At 65.0% G+C, this 20,428-nt stretch carries 23 protein-coding genes; 15 read left to right on the top strand and 8 right to left on the bottom strand.

Going from position 1 to position 20,428, the window contains the following annotated elements:
* Nucleotides 1-12 precede the first annotated feature (12 nt).
* The 5 genes from KHO49_RS14115 to fdhA all read left to right on the top strand — a co-directional run bounded on the left by KHO49_RS14115 (nucleotide 13) and on the right by fdhA (nucleotide 6,467).
* Nucleotides 13-315: a sarcosine oxidase subunit delta gene (locus tag KHO49_RS14115; RefSeq protein ID WP_011063902.1), complete on the top strand. Its 303-nt coding sequence runs from the start codon at nucleotides 13-15 to the stop codon at nucleotides 313-315.
* A complete protein-coding gene (locus tag KHO49_RS14110) occupies nucleotides 312-3,329 on the top strand; it encodes a sarcosine oxidase subunit alpha (RefSeq protein ID WP_110594433.1) in 3,018 nt (1,005 codons plus the stop codon). Before KHO49_RS14115 ends, KHO49_RS14110 begins: the two co-directional genes overlap by 4 nt.
* Nucleotides 3,330-3,487: 158 nt before the next feature.
* Nucleotides 3,488-4,120, top strand: a complete 633-nt coding sequence (locus KHO49_RS14105; protein ID WP_047306416.1) for a sarcosine oxidase subunit gamma — start codon at nucleotides 3,488-3,490, stop codon at nucleotides 4,118-4,120.
* 118 nt (nucleotides 4,121-4,238) lie between these two features.
* Nucleotides 4,239-5,096 carry a formyltetrahydrofolate deformylase gene (purU, locus tag KHO49_RS14100; RefSeq protein WP_161758537.1) on the top strand — a complete coding sequence of 286 codons (858 nt, stop codon included), beginning with the start codon at nucleotides 4,239-4,241 and terminating at the stop codon, nucleotides 5,094-5,096.
* Nucleotides 5,097-5,267: 171 nt separating this feature from the next.
* Entirely contained in the window at nucleotides 5,268-6,467 is a 1,200-nt protein-coding gene (fdhA, locus tag KHO49_RS14095) for a formaldehyde dehydrogenase, glutathione-independent (protein ID WP_047306414.1), read from the top strand.
* A gap of 229 nt (nucleotides 6,468-6,696) precedes the next feature.
* Here fdhA and KHO49_RS14090 read toward each other — a convergent pair whose 3' ends face one another.
* The 4 genes from KHO49_RS14090 to KHO49_RS14075 form a co-directional block, all read right to left on the bottom strand.
* Nucleotides 6,697-6,969, bottom strand: a complete 273-nt coding sequence (locus KHO49_RS14090) for a hypothetical protein (RefSeq protein ID WP_047306413.1) — start codon at nucleotides 6,967-6,969, stop codon at nucleotides 6,697-6,699.
* Nucleotides 6,970-7,312: 343 nt separating this feature from the next.
* The gene (locus KHO49_RS14085; RefSeq protein WP_213665182.1) at nucleotides 7,313-7,876 is read right to left on the bottom strand and encodes a hypothetical protein; all 564 of its coding nucleotides are present in this window, start codon (nucleotides 7,874-7,876) and stop codon (nucleotides 7,313-7,315) included.
* A 150-nt stretch (nucleotides 7,877-8,026) separates the two neighbouring features.
* The gene (locus KHO49_RS14080; RefSeq protein WP_047306410.1) at nucleotides 8,027-8,701 is read right to left on the bottom strand and encodes an anti-sigma factor; all 675 of its coding nucleotides are present in this window, start codon (nucleotides 8,699-8,701) and stop codon (nucleotides 8,027-8,029) included.
* Nucleotides 8,698-9,342, bottom strand: a complete 645-nt coding sequence (locus KHO49_RS14075) for a sigma-70 family RNA polymerase sigma factor (protein ID WP_102881080.1) — start codon at nucleotides 9,340-9,342, stop codon at nucleotides 8,698-8,700. Before KHO49_RS14075 ends, KHO49_RS14080 begins: the two co-directional genes overlap by 4 nt.
* 186 nt (nucleotides 9,343-9,528) lie before the next feature.
* Here KHO49_RS14075 and KHO49_RS14070 point away from each other — a divergent pair, with 186 nt between their 5' ends.
* From KHO49_RS14070 to KHO49_RS14055, 4 genes are all read left to right on the top strand, one after another.
* Nucleotides 9,529-10,092: a DUF2780 domain-containing protein gene (locus KHO49_RS14070; RefSeq protein ID WP_213665181.1), complete on the top strand. Its 564-nt coding sequence runs from the start codon at nucleotides 9,529-9,531 to the stop codon at nucleotides 10,090-10,092.
* Between the two features lie 138 nt (nucleotides 10,093-10,230).
* A complete protein-coding gene (locus KHO49_RS14065; protein ID WP_102881078.1) occupies nucleotides 10,231-10,659 on the top strand; it encodes a DUF350 domain-containing protein in 429 nt (142 codons plus the stop codon).
* A gap of 10 nt (nucleotides 10,660-10,669) precedes the next feature.
* On the top strand, nucleotides 10,670-11,386 hold the full coding sequence (locus KHO49_RS14060) for a DUF1190 domain-containing protein (RefSeq protein WP_213665180.1): 717 nt from the start codon (nucleotides 10,670-10,672) through the stop codon (nucleotides 11,384-11,386).
* A complete protein-coding gene (locus KHO49_RS14055; RefSeq protein WP_213665179.1) occupies nucleotides 11,383-12,537 on the top strand; it encodes a glutathionylspermidine synthase family protein in 1,155 nt (384 codons plus the stop codon). Before KHO49_RS14060 ends, KHO49_RS14055 begins: the two co-directional genes overlap by 4 nt.
* On the opposite strand, the gene yihG is transcribed toward KHO49_RS14055, so the two are convergent.
* Nucleotides 12,538-13,425, bottom strand: a complete 888-nt coding sequence (yihG, locus tag KHO49_RS14050) for a 1-acylglycerol-3-phosphate O-acyltransferase, YihG family (RefSeq protein WP_213665178.1) — start codon at nucleotides 13,423-13,425, stop codon at nucleotides 12,538-12,540.
* A 220-nt stretch (nucleotides 13,426-13,645) separates the two neighbouring features.
* Between yihG and rloA2 the strand changes: the two genes are divergently transcribed.
* The 5 genes from rloA2 (at nucleotide 13,646) to KHO49_RS14025 (ending at nucleotide 17,935) form a co-directional block, all read left to right on the top strand.
* A complete protein-coding gene (gene rloA2 / locus KHO49_RS14045; protein WP_102881075.1) occupies nucleotides 13,646-14,146 on the top strand; it encodes a retropepsin-like aspartic peptidase RloA2 in 501 nt (166 codons plus the stop codon).
* A gap of 59 nt (nucleotides 14,147-14,205) precedes the next feature.
* Complete coding sequence (gene creB / locus KHO49_RS14040) at nucleotides 14,206-14,886, top strand: two-component system response regulator CreB (RefSeq protein WP_047306407.1); 681 nt, start codon at nucleotides 14,206-14,208, stop codon at nucleotides 14,884-14,886.
* Nucleotides 14,886-16,304: a two-component system sensor histidine kinase CreC gene (gene creC / locus KHO49_RS14035; RefSeq protein WP_213665177.1), complete on the top strand. Its 1,419-nt coding sequence runs from the start codon at nucleotides 14,886-14,888 to the stop codon at nucleotides 16,302-16,304. Before creB ends, creC begins: the two co-directional genes overlap by 1 nt.
* Nucleotides 16,305-16,395: 91 nt before the next feature.
* Nucleotides 16,396-17,772, top strand: coding sequence for a cell envelope integrity protein CreD (gene creD, locus KHO49_RS14030; protein ID WP_170002891.1), 1,377 nt, complete (start codon nucleotides 16,396-16,398; stop codon nucleotides 17,770-17,772).
* Nucleotides 17,765-17,935: a hypothetical protein gene (locus KHO49_RS14025; RefSeq protein ID WP_170002889.1), complete on the top strand. Its 171-nt coding sequence runs from the start codon at nucleotides 17,765-17,767 to the stop codon at nucleotides 17,933-17,935. The genes creD and KHO49_RS14025 overlap by 8 nt, the downstream gene beginning before the upstream one ends.
* On the opposite strand, the gene KHO49_RS14020 is transcribed toward KHO49_RS14025, so the two are convergent.
* Nucleotides 17,932-18,561: a glutathione S-transferase gene (locus KHO49_RS14020; RefSeq protein ID WP_102881073.1), complete on the bottom strand. Its 630-nt coding sequence runs from the start codon at nucleotides 18,559-18,561 to the stop codon at nucleotides 17,932-17,934. The genes KHO49_RS14025 and KHO49_RS14020 overlap by 4 nt on opposite strands.
* A 110-nt stretch (nucleotides 18,562-18,671) precedes the next feature.
* Here KHO49_RS14020 and KHO49_RS14015 point away from each other — a divergent pair, with 110 nt between their 5' ends.
* Entirely contained in the window at nucleotides 18,672-19,094 is a 423-nt protein-coding gene (locus KHO49_RS14015; protein ID WP_110594443.1) for a hypothetical protein, read from the top strand.
* Here the strand turns inward: KHO49_RS14015 and KHO49_RS14010 are convergent.
* Nucleotides 19,072-19,260 carry a hypothetical protein gene (locus tag KHO49_RS14010; RefSeq protein ID WP_110594445.1) on the bottom strand — a complete coding sequence of 63 codons (189 nt, stop codon included), beginning with the start codon at nucleotides 19,258-19,260 and terminating at the stop codon, nucleotides 19,072-19,074. The genes KHO49_RS14015 and KHO49_RS14010 overlap by 23 nt on opposite strands.
* The gene (locus KHO49_RS14005) at nucleotides 19,257-20,378 is read right to left on the bottom strand and encodes a PepSY-associated TM helix domain-containing protein (protein ID WP_213665175.1); all 1,122 of its coding nucleotides are present in this window, start codon (nucleotides 20,376-20,378) and stop codon (nucleotides 19,257-19,259) included. Before KHO49_RS14005 ends, KHO49_RS14010 begins: the two co-directional genes overlap by 4 nt.
* Nucleotides 20,379-20,428 lie beyond the last annotated feature (50 nt).

The following is a 20,428-nucleotide window of genomic DNA, read 5'->3' as shown; positions in this document are numbered from 1 at the left end:
GGACAACTCCCTATGTTGCATATCTTCTGTCCTCACTGCGGCGAGCTGCGCTCCGAAGAGGAATTCCACTCGTCCGGCCAGGCGCACATTCCCCGGCCGCTGGACCCCAACGCCTGCACCGACGAGGAGTGGGGCGACTACATGTTCTTCCGCGATAACCCTCGCGGCCTGCACCACGAGCTGTGGATTCACGCCGCCGGTTGCCGCCAGTACTTCAACGCCACCCGCGACACCGTGACCTACGAAATTCTTGAAACCTACAAGATAGGCACCAAACCGCAGTTCACCGCCAAGGCTGCTGGAGAGAAGGTATGAGCCAGACCAATCGCCTGTCCAACGGCGGACGCATCGACCGCAACAAAGTCCTGACCTTCACCTTCAACGGCCAGACCTACAAGGGCTTCGAGGGCGACACCCTGGCCTCGGCCCTATTGGCCAACGGCGTGGACATCATCGGTCGCAGCTTCAAGTATTCCCGGCCCCGGGGCATCTTCGCCGCGGGCTGCGAAGAGCCCAACGCGGTGCTGCAGATCGGCGCCACCGAAGCCACCCAGATCCCCAACGTGCGCGCCACCCAACAGGCGCTGTACCAGGGCCTGGTGGCCACCAGCACCAACGGCTGGCCCAGCGTCAACAACGACATGATGGGGATTCTCGGCAAGGTCGGCGGCAAGCTGATGCCGCCGGGCTTCTACTACAAAACCTTCATGTACCCGCAATCGTTCTGGATGACCTACGAGAAGTACATCCGCAAGGCGGCGGGCCTCGGTCGCTCGCCCACCGAGAACGATCCGGACACCTACGACAACATGAACCAGCACTGCGACGTGCTGATTGTCGGTGGCGGCCCGGCCGGTCTTGCAGCTGCGCTGGCCGCTGCCCGCAGTGGCGCCCGAGTGATCCTGGCCGATGAGCAGGAAGAATTCGGCGGCAGCCTGCTGGACAGCCGCGAAAGCCTGGACGGCAAGCCGGCGGTGGAGTGGGTGGCCAGTGTGGTCGCCGAGCTCAAGTCGCTGCCGGATGTATTGCTGCTGCCACGGGCCACGGTCAACGGCTACCACGACCATAACTTCCTGACCATTCACGAGCGTCTCACCGATCACCTCGGCGACCGCGCGCCGATCGGCCAGGTGCGCCAGCGTATCCACCGGGTCCGCGCCAAGCGCGTGGTGCTGGCCACCGGCGCCCATGAGCGGCCGCTGGTCTACGGCAACAACGACGTGCCGGGCAACATGCTGGCCGGCGCGGTGTCCACCTACGTGCGCCGCTACGGCGTGGCCCCGGGCAAGAAACTGCTGCTGTCCACCAACAACGACCACGCCTACCGCGTGGCCCTGGACTGGCTCGACGCCAGCCTGCAAGTGGTGGCCATCGCCGATGCGCGGCACAACCCCCGCGGCGCCCTGGTGGAAGAAGCCCGGGCCAAGGGTATTCGCATCCTCACTTCCAGTGCGGTGATCGAGGCCCGTGGCAGCAAGCACGTGACTGGCGCGCGCGTAGCGGCCATCGACGTCAAGGCGCACAAGGTCACCAGCCCCGGCGAATGGCTCGATTGCGACCTGATCGCCAGCTCCGGCGGCTACAGCCCGGTGGTGCACCTGGCTTCGCACCTGGGCGGCAAGCCGGTGTGGCGTGAAGACATCCTCGGTTTCGTGCCCGGTGAAGCGCCGCAGAAACGCGTGTGTGTCGGCGGTATCAACGGCGTCTACAGCCTCGGCGACACCCTGGCCGATGGTTTCGAAGGCGGTGTGCGCGCCGCCAGCGAAGCCGGGTTCCAGAGCGTGGAGGGCGTGCTGCCCAAAGCCCTGACCCGCCTGGAAGAACCGACCCTGGCGCTGTTCCAGGTCCCCCATGAAAAAGGCACCGCGCGTGCGCCCAAGCAATTTGTCGACCTGCAGAACGACGTCACCGCCGCCGCCATCGAACTGGCGACCCGCGAGGGCTTCGAGTCGGTGGAGCACGTCAAGCGCTACACCGCGCTGGGCTTCGGCACCGACCAGGGCAAGCTGGGCAACGTCAACGGCCTGGCCATTGCCGCCCGTTCGCTGAACGTCAGCATCCCGCAGATGGGCACCACCATGTTCCGCCCGAACTACACGCCGATCACCTTCGGCGCCGTGGCCGGCCGGCACTGCGGGCACATCTTCGAGCCGGTGCGTTTCACCGCGCTGCATGCCTGGCATGTGAAGAATGGCGCCGAGTTCGAAGACGTCGGCCAGTGGAAGCGCCCCTGGTACTTCCCGAAAAACGGCGAAGACCTGCATGCCGCGGTCAAGCGTGAATGCCTGGCGGTGCGCGACAGCGTCGGCCTGCTGGACGCCTCGACCCTGGGCAAGATCGACATCCAGGGCCCGGACGCCCGGGAATTCCTCAACCGCATCTACACCAACGCCTGGACCAAGCTCGACGTGGGCAAGGCCCGCTACGGCCTGATGTGCAAGGAAGACGGCATGGTCTTCGACGACGGTGTCACCGCCTGTCTGGCCGACAACCACTTCCTGATGACCACCACCACCGGCGGCGCGGCCCGCGTGCTGCAGTGGCTGGAGATCTACCAGCAAACCGAATGGCCGGACCTCAAGGTGTACTTCACCTCGGTCACCGACCACTGGGCCACCATGACCCTGTCGGGCCCCAACAGCCGCAAGCTGCTGAGCGAAGTCACCGACATCGACCTGGACAAGGACGGCTTCCCGTTCATGACCTGGAAGGAAGGCCTGGTGGGCGGCGTGCCGGCGCGGGTGTTCCGTATCTCGTTCACTGGCGAGCTGTCCTACGAGGTCAACGTCCAGGCCGACTACGCCATGGGCGTGCTGGAGCAGATTGTCGAGGCTGGCAAGAAGTACAACCTGACCCCTTACGGCACCGAAACCATGCACGTGCTGCGGGCCGAGAAGGGTTTCATCATCGTCGGCCAGGACACCGACGGCTCGATGACCCCGGACGACCTGAACATGGGTTGGTGCGTGGGCCGGACCAAGCCGTTCTCGTGGATCGGCTGGCGCGGCATGAACCGTGAAGACTGCGTGCGTGAGCAGCGCAAGCAACTGGTGGGCCTCAAGCCGATCGACCCGACCCAGTGGTTGCCGGAAGGCGCGCAACTGGTGTTCAACCCCAAGCAGGCGATCCCGATGAGCATGGTCGGTCACGTGACCTCCAGCTATGCCCACAACTCCCTGGGTTATTCCTTTGCCCTGGGCGTGGTCAAGGGCGGCCTCAAGCGCCTGGGCGAGCGGGTCTTCGCGCCCCTGGCCGATGGCCGGGTGATCGAGGCGGAAATCGTTTCCTCGGTGTTCTTCGACCCCAAGGGCGACCGCCAGAACATATGACATGAACCCGGGCACGCACCCTGTAGCCGCTGCCGCAGGCTGCGCCAAGGTCCGCAGGACCTGCCCGGGATGCAAAACCTTGCGCCCGGTTCCCACGCGACCGCAGCCCCTGGCAGCGGCAACCGGAACCGGACCACAGAATAAAGGACAGGTGCTCCATGACCGCAGTCAACGTTTACCAACAGCGCCCCACCACCGGGGCCAAGGCCGAGTCGTCTTTGCACCACGCCGACCTGCCGAGCCTGGTGGGCAAGGGCCGCAAGAACGCCGGTGTGATCCTGCGCGAGAAAAAACTCCTCGGTCACCTGACGATCCGTGGCGACGGCCACGATCCGGCCTTCGCCGCCGGCGTGCACAAGGCCCTGGGCATCGAATTGCCGGGTGCCCTGAGCGTGGTGGTCAAGGGTGAAACCAGCCTGCAATGGCTGGGCCCGGATGAGTGGCTGCTGATCGTGCCCAGCGGCGAAGAATTCGCCGCCGAGCAGAACCTGCGCGCCGCCCTGGGCGACCTGCATATCCAGATCGTCAACGTCAGCGGCGGCCAGCAGATCCTCGAACTGTCCGGCCCCAACGTGCGCCAGGTGCTGATGAAGTCCACCAGCTACGACGTGCACCCCAACAACTTCCCGGTGGGCAAGGCGGTGGGCACGGTGTTCGCCAAGTCGCAACTGGTGATCCGCCGCACCGGCGAAGACACCTGGGAGTTGCTGGTGCGCCGCAGCTTCTCCGATTACTGGTGGATGTGGCTGCAGGATGCCGCCGCCGAATATGGCCTCAGCGTCCAGGCCTGAACCCTAACCCTGTGGCCGCTGCCGCGGGCTGCGACAAGGCTCGAAGAGTCGCCCCCTGCGGGGCCGAGCGCAGCCTTCGGCAGCGGCTACAGTGCTTTCGTCAACAGGAGCCCATCTGATGAGCCGCGCCCCCGATACATGGATTCTCACCGCCGACTGCCCCAGCGTGCTCGGCACGGTGGACGCGGTGACCCGCTTTCTGTTCGAGCAGGGTTGCTACGTCACCGAGCACCACTCCTTCGATGACCGACTCTCGGGCCGCTTTTTCATTCGCGTGGAATTTCGCCAGCCCGACGGCCTCGACGAACAGGGCTTTCGTCAGGGGCTGGCCGAGCGCGCCAAAGCCTTCGCGATGAACTTCGAGCTGACCGCGCCGCACTACCGGCCGAAGGTGGTGATCATGGTCTCCAAGGCCGACCACTGCCTCAACGACCTGCTCTATCGCCAGCGCATCGGCCAGTTGCCCATGGACGTGGTGGCGGTGGTGTCCAACCACCCGGACCTCAAGCCCCTGGCCGACTGGCACCAAATTCCCTACCACCACTTCCCCCTCGACCCCAACGACAAGCCGTCCCAGGAGCGTCAGGTGTGGCAGGTGATCGAGGAGTCCGGCGCCGAACTGGTGATCCTTGCCCGCTACATGCAGGTGCTGTCGCCGGAGCTGTGCCGCAAGCTCGATGGCAAGGCGATCAATATCCATCACTCGCTGCTGCCGGGCTTCAAGGGCGCCAAGCCTTATCACCAGGCTTACAACAAGGGGGTGAAACTGGTGGGGGCCACGGCGCACTACATCAACAACGACCTGGACGAAGGCCCGATCATCGCCCAGGGCGTGGAAGTGGTGGACCACAGTTACTACCCCGAAGACCTGATCGCCAAGGGGCGTGACATCGAGGGCCTGACCCTGGCCCGGGCGGTGGGCTACCACATCGAACGGCGGGTGTTCTTGAACGGCAACCGCACGGTGGTGCTCTGATGATTCTTGGGGCTGCTGCGCAGCCCTTCGCGAGCAAGCTCGCTCCTACAGGCGTTGCGCCTGTTTGCGTGAAAGCGATTTTGAAAACGAAACAGCATCCGTACCCGAGCAATCCACGTGTTTCCCCCTTTGGGTAACGCGGTTCCATAACAACAACAGCGAGGTGAAAGCATGTCTGGTAATCGTGGTGTCGTGTATCTGGGCAGCGGCAAGGTCGAGGTACAGAAAATCGACTATCCAAAAATGCAGGACCCGCGCGGCAGGAAGATCGAGCACGGCGTCATCCTGCGCGTAGTCTCCACCAACATCTGCGGTTCGGACCAGCACATGGTCCGTGGCCGTACCACCGCCCAGGTCGGCCTGGTCCTGGGTCATGAAATCACTGGCGAAGTGATCGAGAAGGGCAGCGACGTCGAGAACCTGAAGATCGGTGATCTGGTGTCGGTGCCGTTCAACGTGGCGTGCGGGCGCTGCCGTTCCTGCAAGGAGCAACACACCGGGGTCTGCCTGACCGTCAACCCGGCCCGCGCCGGTGGCGCCTACGGCTACGTCGACATGGGCGACTGGACCGGCGGCCAGGCCGAGTACGTGCTGGTGCCTTACGCCGACTTCAACCTGCTGAAACTGCCGGATCGCGACAAGGCCATGGAGAAGATCCGCGACCTGACCTGCCTCTCCGACATCCTGCCCACCGGTTATCACGGCGCGGTGACTGCCGGCGTTGGCCCGGGCAGCAGCGTTTATGTGGCCGGGGCCGGCCCGGTCGGCCTGGCCGCCGCTGCGTCTGCGCGCCTGCTGGGGGCGGCGGTGGTGATCGTCGGTGACGTCAACCCGGTGCGCCTGGCCCACGCCAAGGCCCAGGGGTTTGAAATTGCCGACCTGTCCAAGGACACCCCGCTGCACGAACAGATCGCCGCCCTGCTGGGCGAGCCGGAAGTCGACTGCGCGGTGGACGCCGTGGGCTTCGAAGCCCGTGGCCACGGCCATGCCGGTGCCCAGCACGAAGCCCCGGCCACCGTGCTCAACTCGCTGATGGGCGTGGTACGGGTGGCGGGCAAGATCGGCATTCCCGGCCTCTACGTCACCGAAGACCCGGGCGCGGTGGATGCCGCGGCGAAGATGGGCAGCCTGAGCATCCGCTTCGGCCTGGGCTGGGCCAAGTCCCACAGCTTCCACACCGGCCAGACCCCGGTGATGAAGTACAACCGCCAACTGATGCAGGCCATCATGTGGGACCGCATCAACATCGCCGAAGTGGTGGGCGTGCAAGTCATCAGCCTTGACGATGCCCCGCGCGGCTATGGCGAGTTCGACGCCGGCGTGCCGAAGAAATTCGTCATTGACCCGCACAAGCTGTTCAGCGCTGCCTGAGGACCGTCAGCCTTTGGCTTGAAGCCTGCCAATAACGAAAAACGCCGCCTTCTCTTGCCGAGAACGCGGCGTTTTTTCTGTGGCGAGGGAGCTTGCTCCCGCCCGGCCGGCCGGCGCCCCGGCGCGTAGCGTATTGCCGTGGCTTGTCAGGCTCACCGCGTAGACGCTACCGGGGGGCGCTGCGCACCCCAGCGGGAGCAAGCTCCCTCGCCACATCCAGCGGTTGCAGTCAGGCGATCAGCGTGGCGCGCAAGCGCCGTCCCAGCACATCCATCAGGTCGCAGCCATCGCGCAGGGGAATGGCGCAGAGCTGGGCCAACTCCTGGGCCAGTACCGGGTCCTTGCCCAGCGCATCGCTCAAGGCCAGTTGCTCCAGCACCTGGGTCACGGCACGGATACGGAAGGCGGCGGCTTCATGGAGCACGTCCAGCGGCGCCTGGGTATCGATCAGTAGAGAGGGAATGTTGCAGTCGTGGCCGGTGATCGGCATGTAACGGTTCATGGAAAGTTCTCCGCAGTTCAGTGAGAACCGCCACGGATTCGTCGCCAAACGATGGGTGGCAGCTGTACGCAGGTTGGCGAACCGGGAACTTGCGGAACCGGCAGACCCGAAGGTCTCCCACGCACAGCTGCCATAACGGCAACGTTGCGGGTGCAGAACATCCTGCCAACAAAGCAGGACGCTTCTGACCGAAGTTCATCGGGTCGCCAAACCCGGTCGCTATTTGAGCGACCGGCGGACTATAAGCCGCCGGTGCGTGAGGCAGCAAGGCGTTGGGGGGTGGATGTCTTGCAGGAGTTGTCGGTTGTTCGGCGAGTGCTCGGTAACGGTTGCGGATGGTGAGTCAATAGCCTCTGCCCGGGTAGTCGAACCAGTGTTCGCCACTCAGGATTTCCTTTATGTCGGTCTCGGCCAGGATGCCTGGCGCATCCCGCTGGAAGCGTGAGCGCCACTGGGGCAGCCACCAGTAGTTCAGCGCCGTGCCTCTTGGTATCAGCACCAGGGTCAGGACGGGGCGGTCCATGGCCCCGCGCTGATACAGCTGGTGGCTGCGGTCCATGAGGTCCAGGTAGTAGTCGAGGGGTAGGGACAGCATCAGGGCCGTGGTATGCACCTTTTCCGTCTGGGTTCGCCGTGGGTCCTGCAGCAGGTTCAGGGCTTCGCAGTAGTAACGCTCGGGTTGGCGGACGAACGCCTGGGCCTCGGCAACGCCAAGAATGCCCAAGGCACTGCCGTCGTCGCGCCAGTCGGCTCCCTGGCGATCGCTGAAGTGCTGGCGGATGAAGCCGGTCAGGGGCCCCGGGGCTGTGTTGGCGCATTGGCTGCTATCGACCGGGGTGCCAATTCGCCAGAGCAAGACGGCGATTGCCAGGGCCAGCAGGAGACCGCTGTAGAGCGCAGCTTTCATAAGAGTCCGTTCTGTTGATGGCGCCAGGCAAGGCGGGGGCTTGCATGGCAGGCAAGGGCCTGCCTGCAAGGATGCGACGGGGGGCCTGGGCGCGGAGTTTACCCTGACGACGTTCGCGGGCAAGCCCGTTCCTGCGGCAGCAGGTGCCTGTTACAGCGCCGCCAATTGCCCCTGGTACAACACCGGCCCGGTGGGTTGGCCGGTAGGCGAGCCGCCGTGGGGTTCCAGGCTCACGGCCAGGGCGATCGGGGTGCCCAGCAGTTCGCGTTGGGCCGGGCTCAGGTTGATCTTGCCTTGGCCGCCTACCGGCACCACGCCGAGGGAAATCGGCTTGCCGTCGGCAGGGATCGCCCAGAGTTCCAGGCTGCGGTCCAGGCCAACAGCCGCCAGGGTCAGGGGTTCGACTTGCAGGTACTGGGCATGGGCCTTGATCCGCAGGGCCGGTTGCTGGTCGGCGCTGAGCAGGGTGGCGCTGTAGCGCACCTGATCGCTCTGCTGGATAAAGCCGATGTACAGGGTCGCCAGCACGGCGCAGGCGGCGAGCGCCAGACGCAGGCGCATCCACAGCGGATTCTTCAGCGGTACGTGCAGCACTTGCGGTTCGATGCGTGCCTGGATGCCCGCCCAGACCCGTTCCGGCACCGCGGCTTCAGGCAGGGCTTCGGTCAGGCTGGCGAGGCTTTCCTGCCACTGCGCCAGTTCTTCGCGCAGCGCCGGGTCGTCCAGCAGGAGCATTTCGAAGCGCCGGCGGGCGGCGCCCTGCATCAGGCCGATGGCGTAGTCGGCGGCCAGGGCGCGGCGGCGTTCTGGGGTTCGATAGTTCATGATTCAAGGCATCGGCGCAGGCGTTCCATGCCCCGACGAATCCAGGATTTGACCGAGCCCAGGGGCGCGGCCAGGTGTTCGGCCAGCTCCGAGCAGGACAGGCCCTGGAAGTAGGCCACGGTGATGGACTGACGCTGCATGCCGTCGAGGCTTTCCAGGCAGCGGTTCAGGGCCCGGGCGGCGCGGGCGCTGTCCAGTTGGTCGTGGGCTGAAGGGCTTTGATCCTCCAGCTGTTGTTCTTCGAGTTCGCCCAGGGGCCGTTCGCGGTGTTTGCGCAACTGGTCGATGGCCTGGTTGCGGGTGATGTTGACCATCCAGGTCAGGGGCGCGGACAAGTGCGGCTGGTAGCGTACGGCGTTGTTCCAGATACGCACGAAGCTTTCCTGCAGCACCTCTTCGGCCAGATCGCGGCGGCCCATGAAGCGCAGGGCGACGCCGTGCAGGCGTGGCGCAACACTGCGATAGAGGGTTTCGAAGGCCCGGCGGTCGCCCAGTGAACACTGGGCCAGCAGGTGTCGCAGTTGATCGGTGTCGAGGCTCGAGATGGCGGTTCTCCTGGCAGGAACTGGGGCAAGGGGCAACGACAGGCGCCGACTGACGCAGCCAAAGATTAGTCCAGGGGGGGCGGTTGTTCCATTCACGTCTTGCTGCCTCGCGCCGGGGGGCTGGGGTTGGCGCTTGTGGACGATATACGCAGCAGCAACGGGCCTGGATGCAGCCGCCGGACGGCAGGGCGGGCGTCGGAACATTCACTGTCGGGCTCAGTCAAAACACTGCTTTCCCGCCGCCCGAATCCGGGTGGTTTCTCGCCCCATGAGGTTGTTTCGATGAATATTCCACGCGGTTTCGCCCTGGCTACCCTGATGACCCTGGCAGCCGGTTCGGCTCTGGCCGGCGGTTTCAGCCTGAACGATGCGGCCAACGCCGTTGCCGGCATGCAAGGCGGCGACAAGGCTGCCGCCGCCGCGCCGACTTCCCAGACCGCCGGCCTGCTGGGCACGCTGGCGCAACTCAATGTCACCCCTGAGCAAGCCATCGGCGGCACTGGCGCCATGCTCGGCCTGGCGAAAAATCAACTAAGCAGTTCGGACTACTCGCAACTGAGCCAAAGCGTGCCGGGCCTGGACCAACTGTCGGGCAGCAACGCCCTGGGCAGCCTGGGAGCCTTGGGCGGGCTGCTCGGCCAGTCTTCCGGCAAGAGCGCCGGCCTGGACAGCGCCCTGGGCAACGTCAAGGACACCAATGACTTGAACAACGCCTTTGGCGCCCTGGGCATGGACAGCGGCATGATCGGCCAGTTTGCCCCGCTGATCCTGCAGTACCTGGGCCAGCAGGGCGTTGGCGGTTCCCTGCTGCAAAGCCTGAGCGGCATCTGGGGCGTGCCCAAGTAACCTCCTGTGGCCCCGGCGCCGAGTGCGTCGGGGCTTGCCTTGAGGGTTGAAACAGTCGTCTTTACCTTTCCTGGAGTTTTCGCCGAATCGGGCCTGTGCTATATCTCGCGCCCCGTTTTCCAAGGAAGCTTGAACGCGATGTTCATGGATGCACTGAAGATGTCTTTGCCCGCCGATGCGGTGCTCGGTTTCATGCTCTACATGCTGGGCGCTGCCCTGGTGTTTGCCCTCTACGCGTTCATCTACACGCGCCTGACCCCCTATAACGAATTCGCCCTGATCCGCCAGGGCAACAGTGCCGCTTCCATCGCTCTTTCCGGCGCCTTGCTGGGCTTTGCCATTCCGGTGGCCAGCGCGATTTCCCATTCCATTTCGATCATCGACTTCCTGCTCTGGGCCGGCATCGCCGCGGTGGTGCAATTGCTCACGTTCCTGGTGGTCAGCCTGACCCTCAAGGGCCTGTCCCAGCGCATCGCCAACCAGGAACATTCCGCAGCGATCCTGGTGGCTTCGGTGTCTGTCGGTGTCGGCCTGCTGAATGCGGCCTGCATGACGCCATCGGTCTGAGGGCGCCGGCATGAAACGCAGTAAAAGCGTGCGCCTGGTGCTGCTGGGCAGTGTGCCGTTCGCCCTGGTTGCGTGTGACGGCCAGCCTCAGGCTACCCGCGAAGTGCGCCAGACCCAGCATTTCAGCAGTGTCCGCGACTGCGTACTGGCACAGGTTCCGTCCGCGATCTGCCAGGCCGCTTTCGATGATGCCCGCGAGCGTGGAGAGCTGATAGCGCCGCGTTATCTCGACCTGCAACGCTGTGAAGACGACTTCTTCGCTGGCAACTGCATGGTTTCCAGAGACAACCGCGCCTACGTGCCGATTGCCAAGGGCCTCGCCCTGACCACCCAGCGCACGGTGCCGGTTCAGCCCGAAGACGAGCAACCCGAGCAGGCCAGCTCCAGCAGTTCGGGTGGTGGTGGTGGTGGTGGTGGTGGTGGCTCCAGCGCCCGTTCGGGCTCCAGCTTCTGGCGCTGGATCGGCCTGGACTCCACGCCCGAGCCGCGCTATTTCAGCGAGACGCTGTACAAGGAGCGCGACGGTCGGGGCGGCTCGCAACTGAGCACCCTCAGCCAGCAGGTGGCGGCCGGCAAGACCTTCTCCGGTGCCAGTGGCGGGCGTTTCGGCATTTCCAGCCCGGACCACTTCACCAGCGCCGGCAATTCCCTGGCCGGTGCCCATGAAGTGGTCAGCCGTGGTGGCTTCGGTTCCTCCAGCCGCAGCAGTTGGAGCTTCGGTTCTTGAAACGCATCCCCAGCACCCCGCGTGCGGATTGGCAGGCCACGGCGGAGCAGTTGGGTTTTGCCTTCCACACCTTCGACGGCGAGCCTTACTGGGATGAGTCGGCCTACTACCGCTTCAGCCTGCGGCAGATCGAGGACGACCTGGAAGACCCGACCCGGGAACTGCACGAGCTGTGCATGGCCTTGGTGGCCGAGGTGGTGGACAGCGAAGCCTTGCTGGAGCGCCTGGCGATCCCTGCGGCCTTTCATGAGTTGATCCGCCAGTCGTGGAAGCAGGGCGATCCCCATCTCTACGGACGCATGGACCTGTGCTACGACGGCACGGGCCCGGCCAAGTTGCTGGAGACCAACTACGACACGCCGACTTCGCTGTATGAGGCGAGCTTCTTCCAGTACGTCTGGCTCGAACAGCAGATGCAGCGCGGGCAGTTGCCGGCCGGCTGCGACCAGTTCAACAGCATCGAAGACAAGCTGCTGCAAGCCTTTGTCCAGGGCGGCTTCAAGTCGCCGATGCACTTTGCCTCGGTGCGGGACTCGCTGGAGGATCGCGGCACCGTCGAATACCTGCGCGACATCGCCCGTCAGGCTGGCCTGGGTACGCGACTGATCGATATCGAGGACATCGGCCTGAATGCCGGCGGGCGTTTCGTCGACCTGCTGGGCACGCCCATCGACAGCCTGTTCAAGCTCTATCCCTGGGAACAGCTGTTCAACGAAGCCTACGGCCCGGCGCTTGCCGGTAGCCGCACGCAGTTTGTCGAGCCGCCGTGGAAGGCGATCCTGTCCAACAAGGGCGCCCTGGCCCTGCTCTGGGAGCGGCATGCGGGGCATCCGAACCTGTTGCCGGCGTTTATCGACGACGACCCATCCGCGAGCCTGGGCCCGGGCTGGGTGCGCAAGCCGTTCTTTTCCCGAGAGGGCGCCAATGTGGAAATCTGCACCGAGGGCGGTGAACGCCTGATCGAGGCCGGGCCCTACGGCGGGCCGTGCATCCGCCAGCGGTTTCATCCGCTGCCGGTGTTTGCCGGCAATCACACGGTGATTGGCAGTTGGGTGATCGGCGATCAGCCGGCGGGGATTGGCATTCGCGAGGACAACTCGCCGATCACCAAGGACAGCAGCCGCTTCCTGCCCCACGTGATCAGCGATTGATCAGCGGCGTTCGCTCAGCAGTTCGCTGATGCGCTGGTCCTTGTCGGTCCACAGCTGGTTGACCCAGTCCTGCACTTGCTGGCGGAACACCGGGTCGTTTTCGTAATCGCCGTGCCACAGCGCCGGGTCCAGCTCGCGGGTGCGGATGTCGATGATCACCTTGGGCACGCTGCCGCAGATCAGGTCCCAGAAGCCGGGAATGCGTTCTTGGGGATAGACCACGGTCACGTCCAGCACCGCGTCCAGCTGTTCGCCCAGGGCTGCGAGAACGAAGGCCACGCCACCGGCCTTGGGCTTGAGCAGGTGCTGGAAGGGTGAGTTCTGTTGCTGGCGCTTGGCCTCGGTGAAACGGGTGCCCTCCAGGTAGTTGACCACGGTCACTGGCTGGCGCTTGAACAGCTCGCAGGCTGCCTTGGTGATCTCCAGGTCCTTGCCTTGCAGCTCCGGGTGCTTGGCCAGGAACGCCTTGCTGTAGCGCTTCATGAAGGGGTAGTCCAGGGCCCACCAGGCCAGACCGAGGAACGGCACCCAGATCAGTTCCTTCTTGAGGAAGAACTTGAAGAACGGCGTGCGCCGGTTGAGGGTCTGGATCAGCGCCGGGATGTCGACCCAGGACTGGTGGTTGCTCACCACCAGGTAGGAGGTGTCGACCCGCAGGCCGTCGCCGCCGCGAATGTCCCAGCGGGTAGGGATGCACAGGGCGAAGATCAGCTTGTCGATTTCGGCCCAGGTCTCGGCGATCCACATCACCGCGGCGGACGCGTAGTCCCGCAGGCGTCCCGGCAGGATTAGCTTGAGCAGCGCAAACACCATCAGCGGGCCGAACAGCACCAGGGTGTTGAGCAGCAGGAGCAAGGTGACGAAACAGCCGGTGAGCAGGCGGCGCATAAGGCACTCTTTACAATCTTTTGGACGCGCCATGATAAGCAGCTTCGGTGGGCAGGCCAAATTCAAGTGTGCTGACGAATGTTTCACTTGGGAGTGGGTAGGGTGTTGTGCAGGCCGGGCCTCTTCGCCGGCAAGCCGGCTCCTGCGGGGCAGCGGTAGAACCAATTCGTTGGCCGCGGTCTAAAATCCCGCTGCCCCTCTCTTCAAGGAATCCACTGTCGTGAAATCTGTCCTTGCTCTTGTTTCTCTGTTGGCGCTGCCGGTGATGGCCGCCGAGCCGACGTTGTATGGCCGTTACGAATACATCCGCCTGCCGGAAATCGGCGAAACCCTGCAGGCCAAGATGGACACCGGGGCCCTGACCGCTTCGCTGTCGGCCAAGGATATCCAGACCTTTACCCGTGACGGCGAGGACTGGGTGCGCTTCCGCCTGGCCACCAAGGAGGCTGGCGGCAAGGTCTATGAACACAAGGTGGCGCGCATCAGCAAGATCAAGAGCCGCTCCGAGGAGGGCGATGAGGCTGAAGAACCGCAGTCGGCCAAGCGCCCGGTGGTGGAGCTGGAGATGTGCCTGGGCAACGTCAAGCGCACGGTGGAGGTCAACCTCACCGACCGCAGCAGCTTCAACTATCCGCTGCTGATCGGTGCCAAGGCGCTGCGGGAGTTCGGCGCGGCGGTGAACCCGGCGCGGCGCTATACCGCCGACAAGCCCGACTGCTGATTGACGGGATACCGGGCATCCGGCACCGTTCGCCCACTGAATTTGCGCGCTTGGATGCCATGCCTCATATCCTGATTGTCGAAGACGAAGCGGCGATTGCCGACACCCTGATCTTTGCCCTGCAAGGCGAAGGTTTCACCACCACCTGGCTGAGCCTGGGGCGTGCGGCCCTGGACTATCAGCAGGCAACCCCGGCGGACCTGATCATCCTCGATATCGGCCTGCCGGATATCAGCGGCTTTGAAACCTGCAAGCAGCTGCGGCGCTTCAGCGAGGTGCCGGTGATGTTCCTCAGCGCCCGGGACGGTGAGATCGATCGGGTGGTGGGGCTGGAGATCGGCGCCGACGATTATGTGGTCAAGCCCTTCAGCCCCCGGGAAGTGGCGGCGCGGGTCAAGGCGATCCTCAAGCGCATGGCTCCGCGAGCGGCGCCCGAGGCGGCCCCGGCGCTGTTTGTCATCGACCCGGAGCGGGTGCAGATCAGCTACCGGGCCCAGCCCCTGAGCCTGACCCGGCATGAATTCCGCCTGCTGCAATGCCTGCTGGAACAGCCCGAGCGGGTGTTCAGCCGCGAGCAGTTGCTGGACGCCCTGGGGGTGGTGGCGGATGTGGGCTACGAGCGCAATATCGACAGCCACATCAAAAGCCTGCGGGCCAAGCTGCGCCTGGTGGCGGCCGAGGCCGAGCCGATCCAGACCCATCGCGGCCTGGGCTACAGCTACAGCCCGAGCCAAGCCTGATGACCTTGGGCATCCGCATCTTCCTGGTCTATTTGCTGTTCATCAGCCTGACCGGCTATTTCGTGCTGAGCACGGTGATGAAGGAGATCCGCCCCGGCGTGCGCCAGTCCACCGAGGAAACCCTGGTGGACACCGCCAACCTGCTGGCGGAGATCCTGCGGGACGATTTCAAGGCCGGCACCCTCAGCGAGAACCGCTGGCCGCAGCTGCTGCGGGCCTATGGCGAGCGGCAACCGGCGGCGACCATCTGGGGCCTGCCGAAGAATCAGGTCAACCACCGTATCTACGTCACCGATGCCAAGGGCATCGTGGTCCTGGACTCCAGCGGCCTGGCGGTGGGCCAGGATTATTCGCGCTGGAACGACGTGTACCTGACCCTGCGCGGCCAATATGGCGCGCGTTCGTCGCGCTCGCTGGCCGACGATCCCAACTCCTCGGTGATGCACGTGGGCGCGCCGATCCGCGACAACGGCCAGATCATCGGTGTGGTCACCGTGGCCAAGCCCAACAGTTCCCTGCAGCCCTATGTCGACCGTACCGAACGCCGCCTGCTGTGGTATGGCGCCGGGCTGATCGCCATGGGCCTGTTGTTTGGCGCCTTGCTGTCCTGGTGGCTGAGCGCGGCGTTGCGACGCATGACCGCCTACGCCCTGGCGGTCAGTGAAGGGCGCCGCGCCGAGCTGCCGCACTATCGCGGCGGCGAGCTGGAGCAACTGGCGACGGCGGTGGAACACATGCGCACCCAGCTCGAAGGCAAGGCCTATGTCGAGCGCTATGTGCACACCCTGACCCACGAACTCAAGAGCCCCCTGGCGGCGATTCGTGGGGCGGCGGAGTTGCTGCAGAGCGAGATGCCCCTGGAGCAGCGCCAGCGTTTCGTCGGCAATATCGACAGTGAAAGCGCGCGCATGCAGCAGTTGATCGAGCGTCTGCTGAACCTGGCGCAAGTGGAGCAGCGCCAGGGCCTGGAAGAGCGGGTGAAGGTGCCCCTGGCACCGTTGTGCAAGGAGCTGCTGAACAGCCAGCACGGGCGTATCGAAGGCAAGCAACTGCAGGTGCAACTGCGGGTGCCGGCGGACCTGGCCTGGTCCGGCGAGCCGTTCCTGCTGCGCCAGGCCCTGGGCAACCTGCTGACCAACGCCCTGGACTTCAGCCCCGCAGGCGGCCTGCTGCGTTGCAGCGCGCAACCTGTGGAGGAGGGCGTGGAGCTGGTGCTGTTCAACCAGGGCGAGCCGATTCCGGACTATGCCCTGCCGCGCCTGTGCGAGCGTTTCTACTCGCTGCCGCGCCCGGACAGCGGGCGCAAGAGCACGGGCCTGGGGCTGAATTTCGTCGAGGAAGTGGTGCAGCTGCATGGCGGCCAGATGCACATTGCAAACGTCCCGGGCGGGGTGCAGGTGACCTTGCGTCTGCCCTGAGCGGGGATTCTCCACAGAGTCTCCACATTGCCCCCATAAAACCCCCATGGCCGCGTTCCAGACTCTCTCCCATTCCAACTGGGAGAGCCTCATGAACCGTAACCTGACCTTCAAACTCGGGGCCATTGGCCTGTTGATCCTGCTGTTGCTGATACCGCTGCTGATGATCAGCGGCCTGATCAGCGAGCGCCAGAGCCTGCGCGACGGCGTGCTCGAGGATATCGCCCGCAGCTCCAGCACCCAGCAGCAGATCAGCGGCCCGGTGATGGTGGTGGACTACCGCAAGACCGTGCGCACCTGGAAAACCGACGACAAGACCAAGAAGCGCTACCAGGAAACCAGCGAGCAACAGGGGCGGCTGTTTTTCCTGCCCGAGCATTTCGAGCTGGACAGCAAGGCCCAGACCGAGCTGCGTGCCCGGGGGATCTACGAGGCGCGGCTGTTCCACGCCGACAACCACCTCAGCGGCCATTTCGTCGTGCCCGAGCAGTACGGCATCAAGGAAGACTTTGCTGATTACCAGTTCGACCAGCCGTTCCTGGCGGTGGGCATCAGCGATATCCGCGGCATCGAAAACGCCCTGCAACTGCAGCTCAATGGCCAGACCCTGGACTTTGCCCCGGGCACTTTTGTCAGTTGGCTGGACGAAGGCGTGCACGTGCTGCTGCCGCCCCTGGATCTGAAGAAGAGCACCCGCCTGGACTTCGCCTTCGACCTGCGCCTGCAGGGCACCGGCCAGTTGCAGGTGCTGCCGGTGGGCAAGACCAGCAAGGTGCTGCTGACGGCCAACTGGCCCCATCCGAGCTTTGTCGGCAACTACCTGCCGGTGCAGCGTGAAGTCACCGAGCAGGGCTTTTCGGCGCTCTGGCAGACCTCGTTCTTCTCCACCAACCTGGAACAGGCCATGGAGCGCTGCGCCTACAGCAGCCAATGCCAGGACTTCAACAGCCGCAGCTTTGGCGTGAGCTTCATCGACCCGGTGGACCAGTACCTGAAGAGCGACCGGGCGATCAAATACGCGCTGCTGTTCATCGGCCTGACCTTTGCCGGCTTCTTTCTCTTCGAGGTGCTCAAGAGCCTGTCGGTGCACCCGATCCAGTACGGCCTGGTGGGCGTGGCACTGGCGTTCTTCTACCTGTTGCTGCTGTCGCTGTCGGAGCACCTGGGTTTCGAACTGGCCTACGGCGTGTCGGCTGCGGCCTGTGTCGGCTTGATCGGTTTCTATGTCAGCCATGTGCTGCACAGCTGGCGTAACGGCGCAGTGTTCGCGCTCTCGCTGGCGGCCTTGTACGGCTTGCTGTATGGCCTGCTCAGCGCCGAGGACTATGCGCTGCTGATGGGCTCGCTGTTGCTGTTCGGCCTGCTGGGCGTGTTCATGGTGCTGACCCGCAAGCTGGACTGGTATGGCCTGGGCCAGCGCAAGGATCCGGCCCCCCTGCAGTTCGACCTGGAGGCCATCCATGAGTAAGTCACTGGGCTTGCGTGAGGACCAGCGTCAGCGCGAGCGCCTGACGCAGCGGATTGGCCAGTTGTTTCCACCGGAGGCGTGGTGGCGGGTGCGCCAGCAAGCTGCTCCCCGTGCTACAGGAGCCGGCTTGCCGGCGAACAGGGCCGAGCGCCTGACCGATTAGGCCGGCGGTCGGGTCTCGAGCATCGACGGTCGCTGACTGACCTCGAAGTACCAGGCCGCGAGCCCGGGCTGTTGCTGGCGCCACTCCAGGTCTGGATGGCGGAAGTCCAGGTAAGCCAGGGCACAGGCGACACTGATGGCGGCCACGTCGAAGTGGCTGGCCAGCTCGGCCAGCGCCTCGGTCTCAAGCACTGCCAGGGCCCGTCGGATCTTGTCGCGCTGGCCTTCGAGCCACGGCGCCCAGTGGTGTTCCGGTGGCCGCAGGGTCAGCTCGTAACGCACCAGCACGGCCGCCTCCAGGATCCCGTCGGCCAGGGCCGCCAGGGTCAGGCGCCGCCAGCGGGCCGAACCCTCCTGGGGAATCAGTGGGTTGCCGACATGTTGCTGGTCCAGGTACTCGAGGATCACCCGGCTGTCGTAGAGCACCTGGCCGTTGGCCAGGCGCAGGGCAGGAATCTTGCCCAGGGGGTTGTCCTGGTTCAGCGCGTTGTCCGGGTTTACCGGGGTCAGTTGGCAGGCTTGCAGGGCCACACGGTCGAGCTGCCCGGTTTCGTGCAGCAGCACCATGATTTTGCGTACGTAAGGTGATGCCCGGTTGTGGAACAGCGTCATGCTTGGGGTAGACATGAATATTCCTCGCGGTTGGGAACGGAGCACAGGCTCGCGGCCCGAGGATCTTAGCGCAGCCTGTGGCACTGGCCACAGGGGCGGCACAAGGGACAGACAAGGAGCGATGAATGCGCAGGTCCTATCTTTTGCACGGGCTGTACAGTCTGGCCCTGACCCTGTTGGGTGGGCTGGCGGTGTACCTGGCCCTGCAGTACGAGTTCCGCCGCAAGGGCGAGGGTGAGCCCGAGCTGATCATGGCGTTTGCCTACATGGCCTGGTACTGGGCGCTGCCGGCCCTGGCCCTGCCGGCCCTGGGGTGTGGGCTGCTGGGCCTGCGTGGCCCAGAGCCGGTGACCCGGCCCTGGCGCTGGAGCCTGGCGGCGAGCTATGTGCCACTGCTGGGGCTGGCGCTGTTTTGCGTACTGGTCGCGGCTGAGGCGCTGCTGGAAAACCGCGTGTTCATTCCGGTGCTGCTGATCAGCCTGGGGCTGTCGGTGTATCTGTGGCGCGGTTTCCCCTCGGCTGCCGTCAAGCCGCTCGCCCGCGCCTGAACAAGCCCCGCAGGGCGATCAGCGCCGGCAGGCCCAGGCCGAGCCAGCTCAGGCTGTCCCAGATCCCATCCCCCAGCAGCGCCGCGAACAGGCCGCCGGCGCTGAGCAGGGCCAGGGCCAGCGGCGCCCTGAAGACTTTCCAGAAGTTCGATTGCCGGGGCTTCATGGGCGCACCTGCGCAACCGACTTCGCAGCACGCCGCCGGACTGTCCACAGGTACAGGCCACTGCCCAGGACAATGATGGTCAGCCCATCCAGGGTTGCCCACAGCACCTTCATCGGCATGCCGCCGTAGTCACCGAAGTGCAGCGGCTGGGACATGCCCATGGCATCCATGTACCAGGGGCGCGTGCCCACGGCGGTGACCTGCAGGGTGCTGGCGTCGATCAGCACCGGGGTCAGCAGGTGCGAAGTCAGGTGGCTGCTGCCCTTGAGGAACACCGCGTAGTGGTGCTCGCTGGAGAAGCGCGTGCCGGGGAAGGCGATGAAGTCCGGCTGCATGCCTGGGGCGGCTTCCCGGGCGATGTCCAGCAGGCGGCTGGCGGGAGCCAGCGCGGTCAGGGGCGGGGCGTCGCGGTAGGGCGCGACCATGGCGCTGAGGCTGTCGTTGCGCCAGGCGGCGATGATCAGGTCGGCGCAGGCGCTGATGACCCCGGTCACCCCCACCACCAGGGCCCAGGTCAGGGTGACCACGCCAACCAGGTTGTGCAGGTCGAGCCAGCGCAGGCGGCTGGACTTGTCCTGACGCACGCTGGCGAATTTCAAGCGGCGCATGAACGGCAGGTACAGCACCGTGCCGGAGATGATCGCCAGTACAAATAGCAGGCCCATGAAGGCCAGCAGCAGTTTGCCCGGCAGCCCGGCGAACATATCCACATGCAGGCGCAGCATGACCATCATCAGCCCGCCGTTGGCCGAAGGCATGGCCACGGCTTCGCCGGTGCGGGCGTCGAGCATGAAGGTGTGGGAGGAATTGGGCTCGGTGCCGGCGGTCTTGGCCATGATCGCCATCACACCGTTGGGCTCGTCCTCGTCCCAGCCGAAGTACTGCATGACTTCCCCCGGGCGGTGAGCTTCGGCGGCCTTGACCAGCTGTTGCAGGTCCAGGTGCGGGGTGTCGGCGGGCATCTCCCGCAGCTCGGGGGAATCCCCCAGCAGGTGGTCGATCTCGTGATGGAAGATCAGCGGCAGGCCGGTGAGCGCCAGCATCAGCAGGAACACCGTGCAGATCAGGCTGGTCCAGGTGTGGATAAAGGACCAGCGGCGGATTGTCTTGCTTTTCATCAAGGCTCCAACAGGCAAAAGGGCCGCGGTTCAGGCGGCCCTTGGGTGAG

The sequence above is a fragment of the Pseudomonas sp. RC4D1 genome (genome assembly GCF_018390395.1).
GTDB lineage: Bacteria > Pseudomonadota > Gammaproteobacteria > Pseudomonadales > Pseudomonadaceae > Aquipseudomonas > Aquipseudomonas danubii.
The sequence above is the reverse complement of the archived record's forward strand: the minus strand, read 5'-3'. Positions and strand labels throughout refer to the sequence as shown.

Coding starts and splice junctions, on each gene's coding strand:
- KHO49_RS14115 (WP_011063902.1), top strand. CDS start 13: ATGTTGCATATCTTCTGTCCTCACTGCGGCGAGCTGCGCTCCGAAGAG.
- KHO49_RS14110 (WP_110594433.1), top strand. CDS start 312: ATGAGCCAGACCAATCGCCTGTCCAACGGCGGACGCATCGACCGCAAC.
- KHO49_RS14105 (WP_047306416.1), top strand. CDS start 3,488: ATGACCGCAGTCAACGTTTACCAACAGCGCCCCACCACCGGGGCCAAG.
- purU (WP_161758537.1), top strand. CDS start 4,239: ATGAGCCGCGCCCCCGATACATGGATTCTCACCGCCGACTGCCCCAGC.
- fdhA (WP_047306414.1), top strand. CDS start 5,268: ATGTCTGGTAATCGTGGTGTCGTGTATCTGGGCAGCGGCAAGGTCGAG.
- KHO49_RS14090 (WP_047306413.1), bottom strand. CDS start 6,969: ATGAACCGTTACATGCCGATCACCGGCCACGACTGCAACATTCCCTCT.
- KHO49_RS14085 (WP_213665182.1), bottom strand. CDS start 7,876: ATGAAAGCTGCGCTCTACAGCGGTCTCCTGCTGGCCCTGGCAATCGCC.
- KHO49_RS14080 (WP_047306410.1), bottom strand. CDS start 8,701: ATGAACTATCGAACCCCAGAACGCCGCCGCGCCCTGGCCGCCGACTAC.
- KHO49_RS14070 (WP_213665181.1), top strand. CDS start 9,529: ATGAATATTCCACGCGGTTTCGCCCTGGCTACCCTGATGACCCTGGCA.
- KHO49_RS14065 (WP_102881078.1), top strand. CDS start 10,231: ATGTTCATGGATGCACTGAAGATGTCTTTGCCCGCCGATGCGGTGCTC.
- KHO49_RS14060 (WP_213665180.1), top strand. CDS start 10,670: ATGAAACGCAGTAAAAGCGTGCGCCTGGTGCTGCTGGGCAGTGTGCCG.
- yihG (WP_213665178.1), bottom strand. CDS start 13,425: ATGCGCCGCCTGCTCACCGGCTGTTTCGTCACCTTGCTCCTGCTGCTC.
- creB (WP_047306407.1), top strand. CDS start 14,206: ATGCCTCATATCCTGATTGTCGAAGACGAAGCGGCGATTGCCGACACC.
- creC (WP_213665177.1), top strand. CDS start 14,886: ATGACCTTGGGCATCCGCATCTTCCTGGTCTATTTGCTGTTCATCAGC.
- creD (WP_170002891.1), top strand. CDS start 16,396: ATGAACCGTAACCTGACCTTCAAACTCGGGGCCATTGGCCTGTTGATC.
- KHO49_RS14025 (WP_170002889.1), top strand. CDS start 17,765: ATGAGTAAGTCACTGGGCTTGCGTGAGGACCAGCGTCAGCGCGAGCGC.
- KHO49_RS14020 (WP_102881073.1), bottom strand. CDS start 18,561: ATGTCTACCCCAAGCATGACGCTGTTCCACAACCGGGCATCACCTTAC.
- KHO49_RS14015 (WP_110594443.1), top strand. CDS start 18,672: ATGCGCAGGTCCTATCTTTTGCACGGGCTGTACAGTCTGGCCCTGACC.
- KHO49_RS14010 (WP_110594445.1), bottom strand. CDS start 19,260: ATGAAGCCCCGGCAATCGAACTTCTGGAAAGTCTTCAGGGCGCCGCTG.
- KHO49_RS14005 (WP_213665175.1), bottom strand. CDS start 20,378: ATGAAAAGCAAGACAATCCGCCGCTGGTCCTTTATCCACACCTGGACC.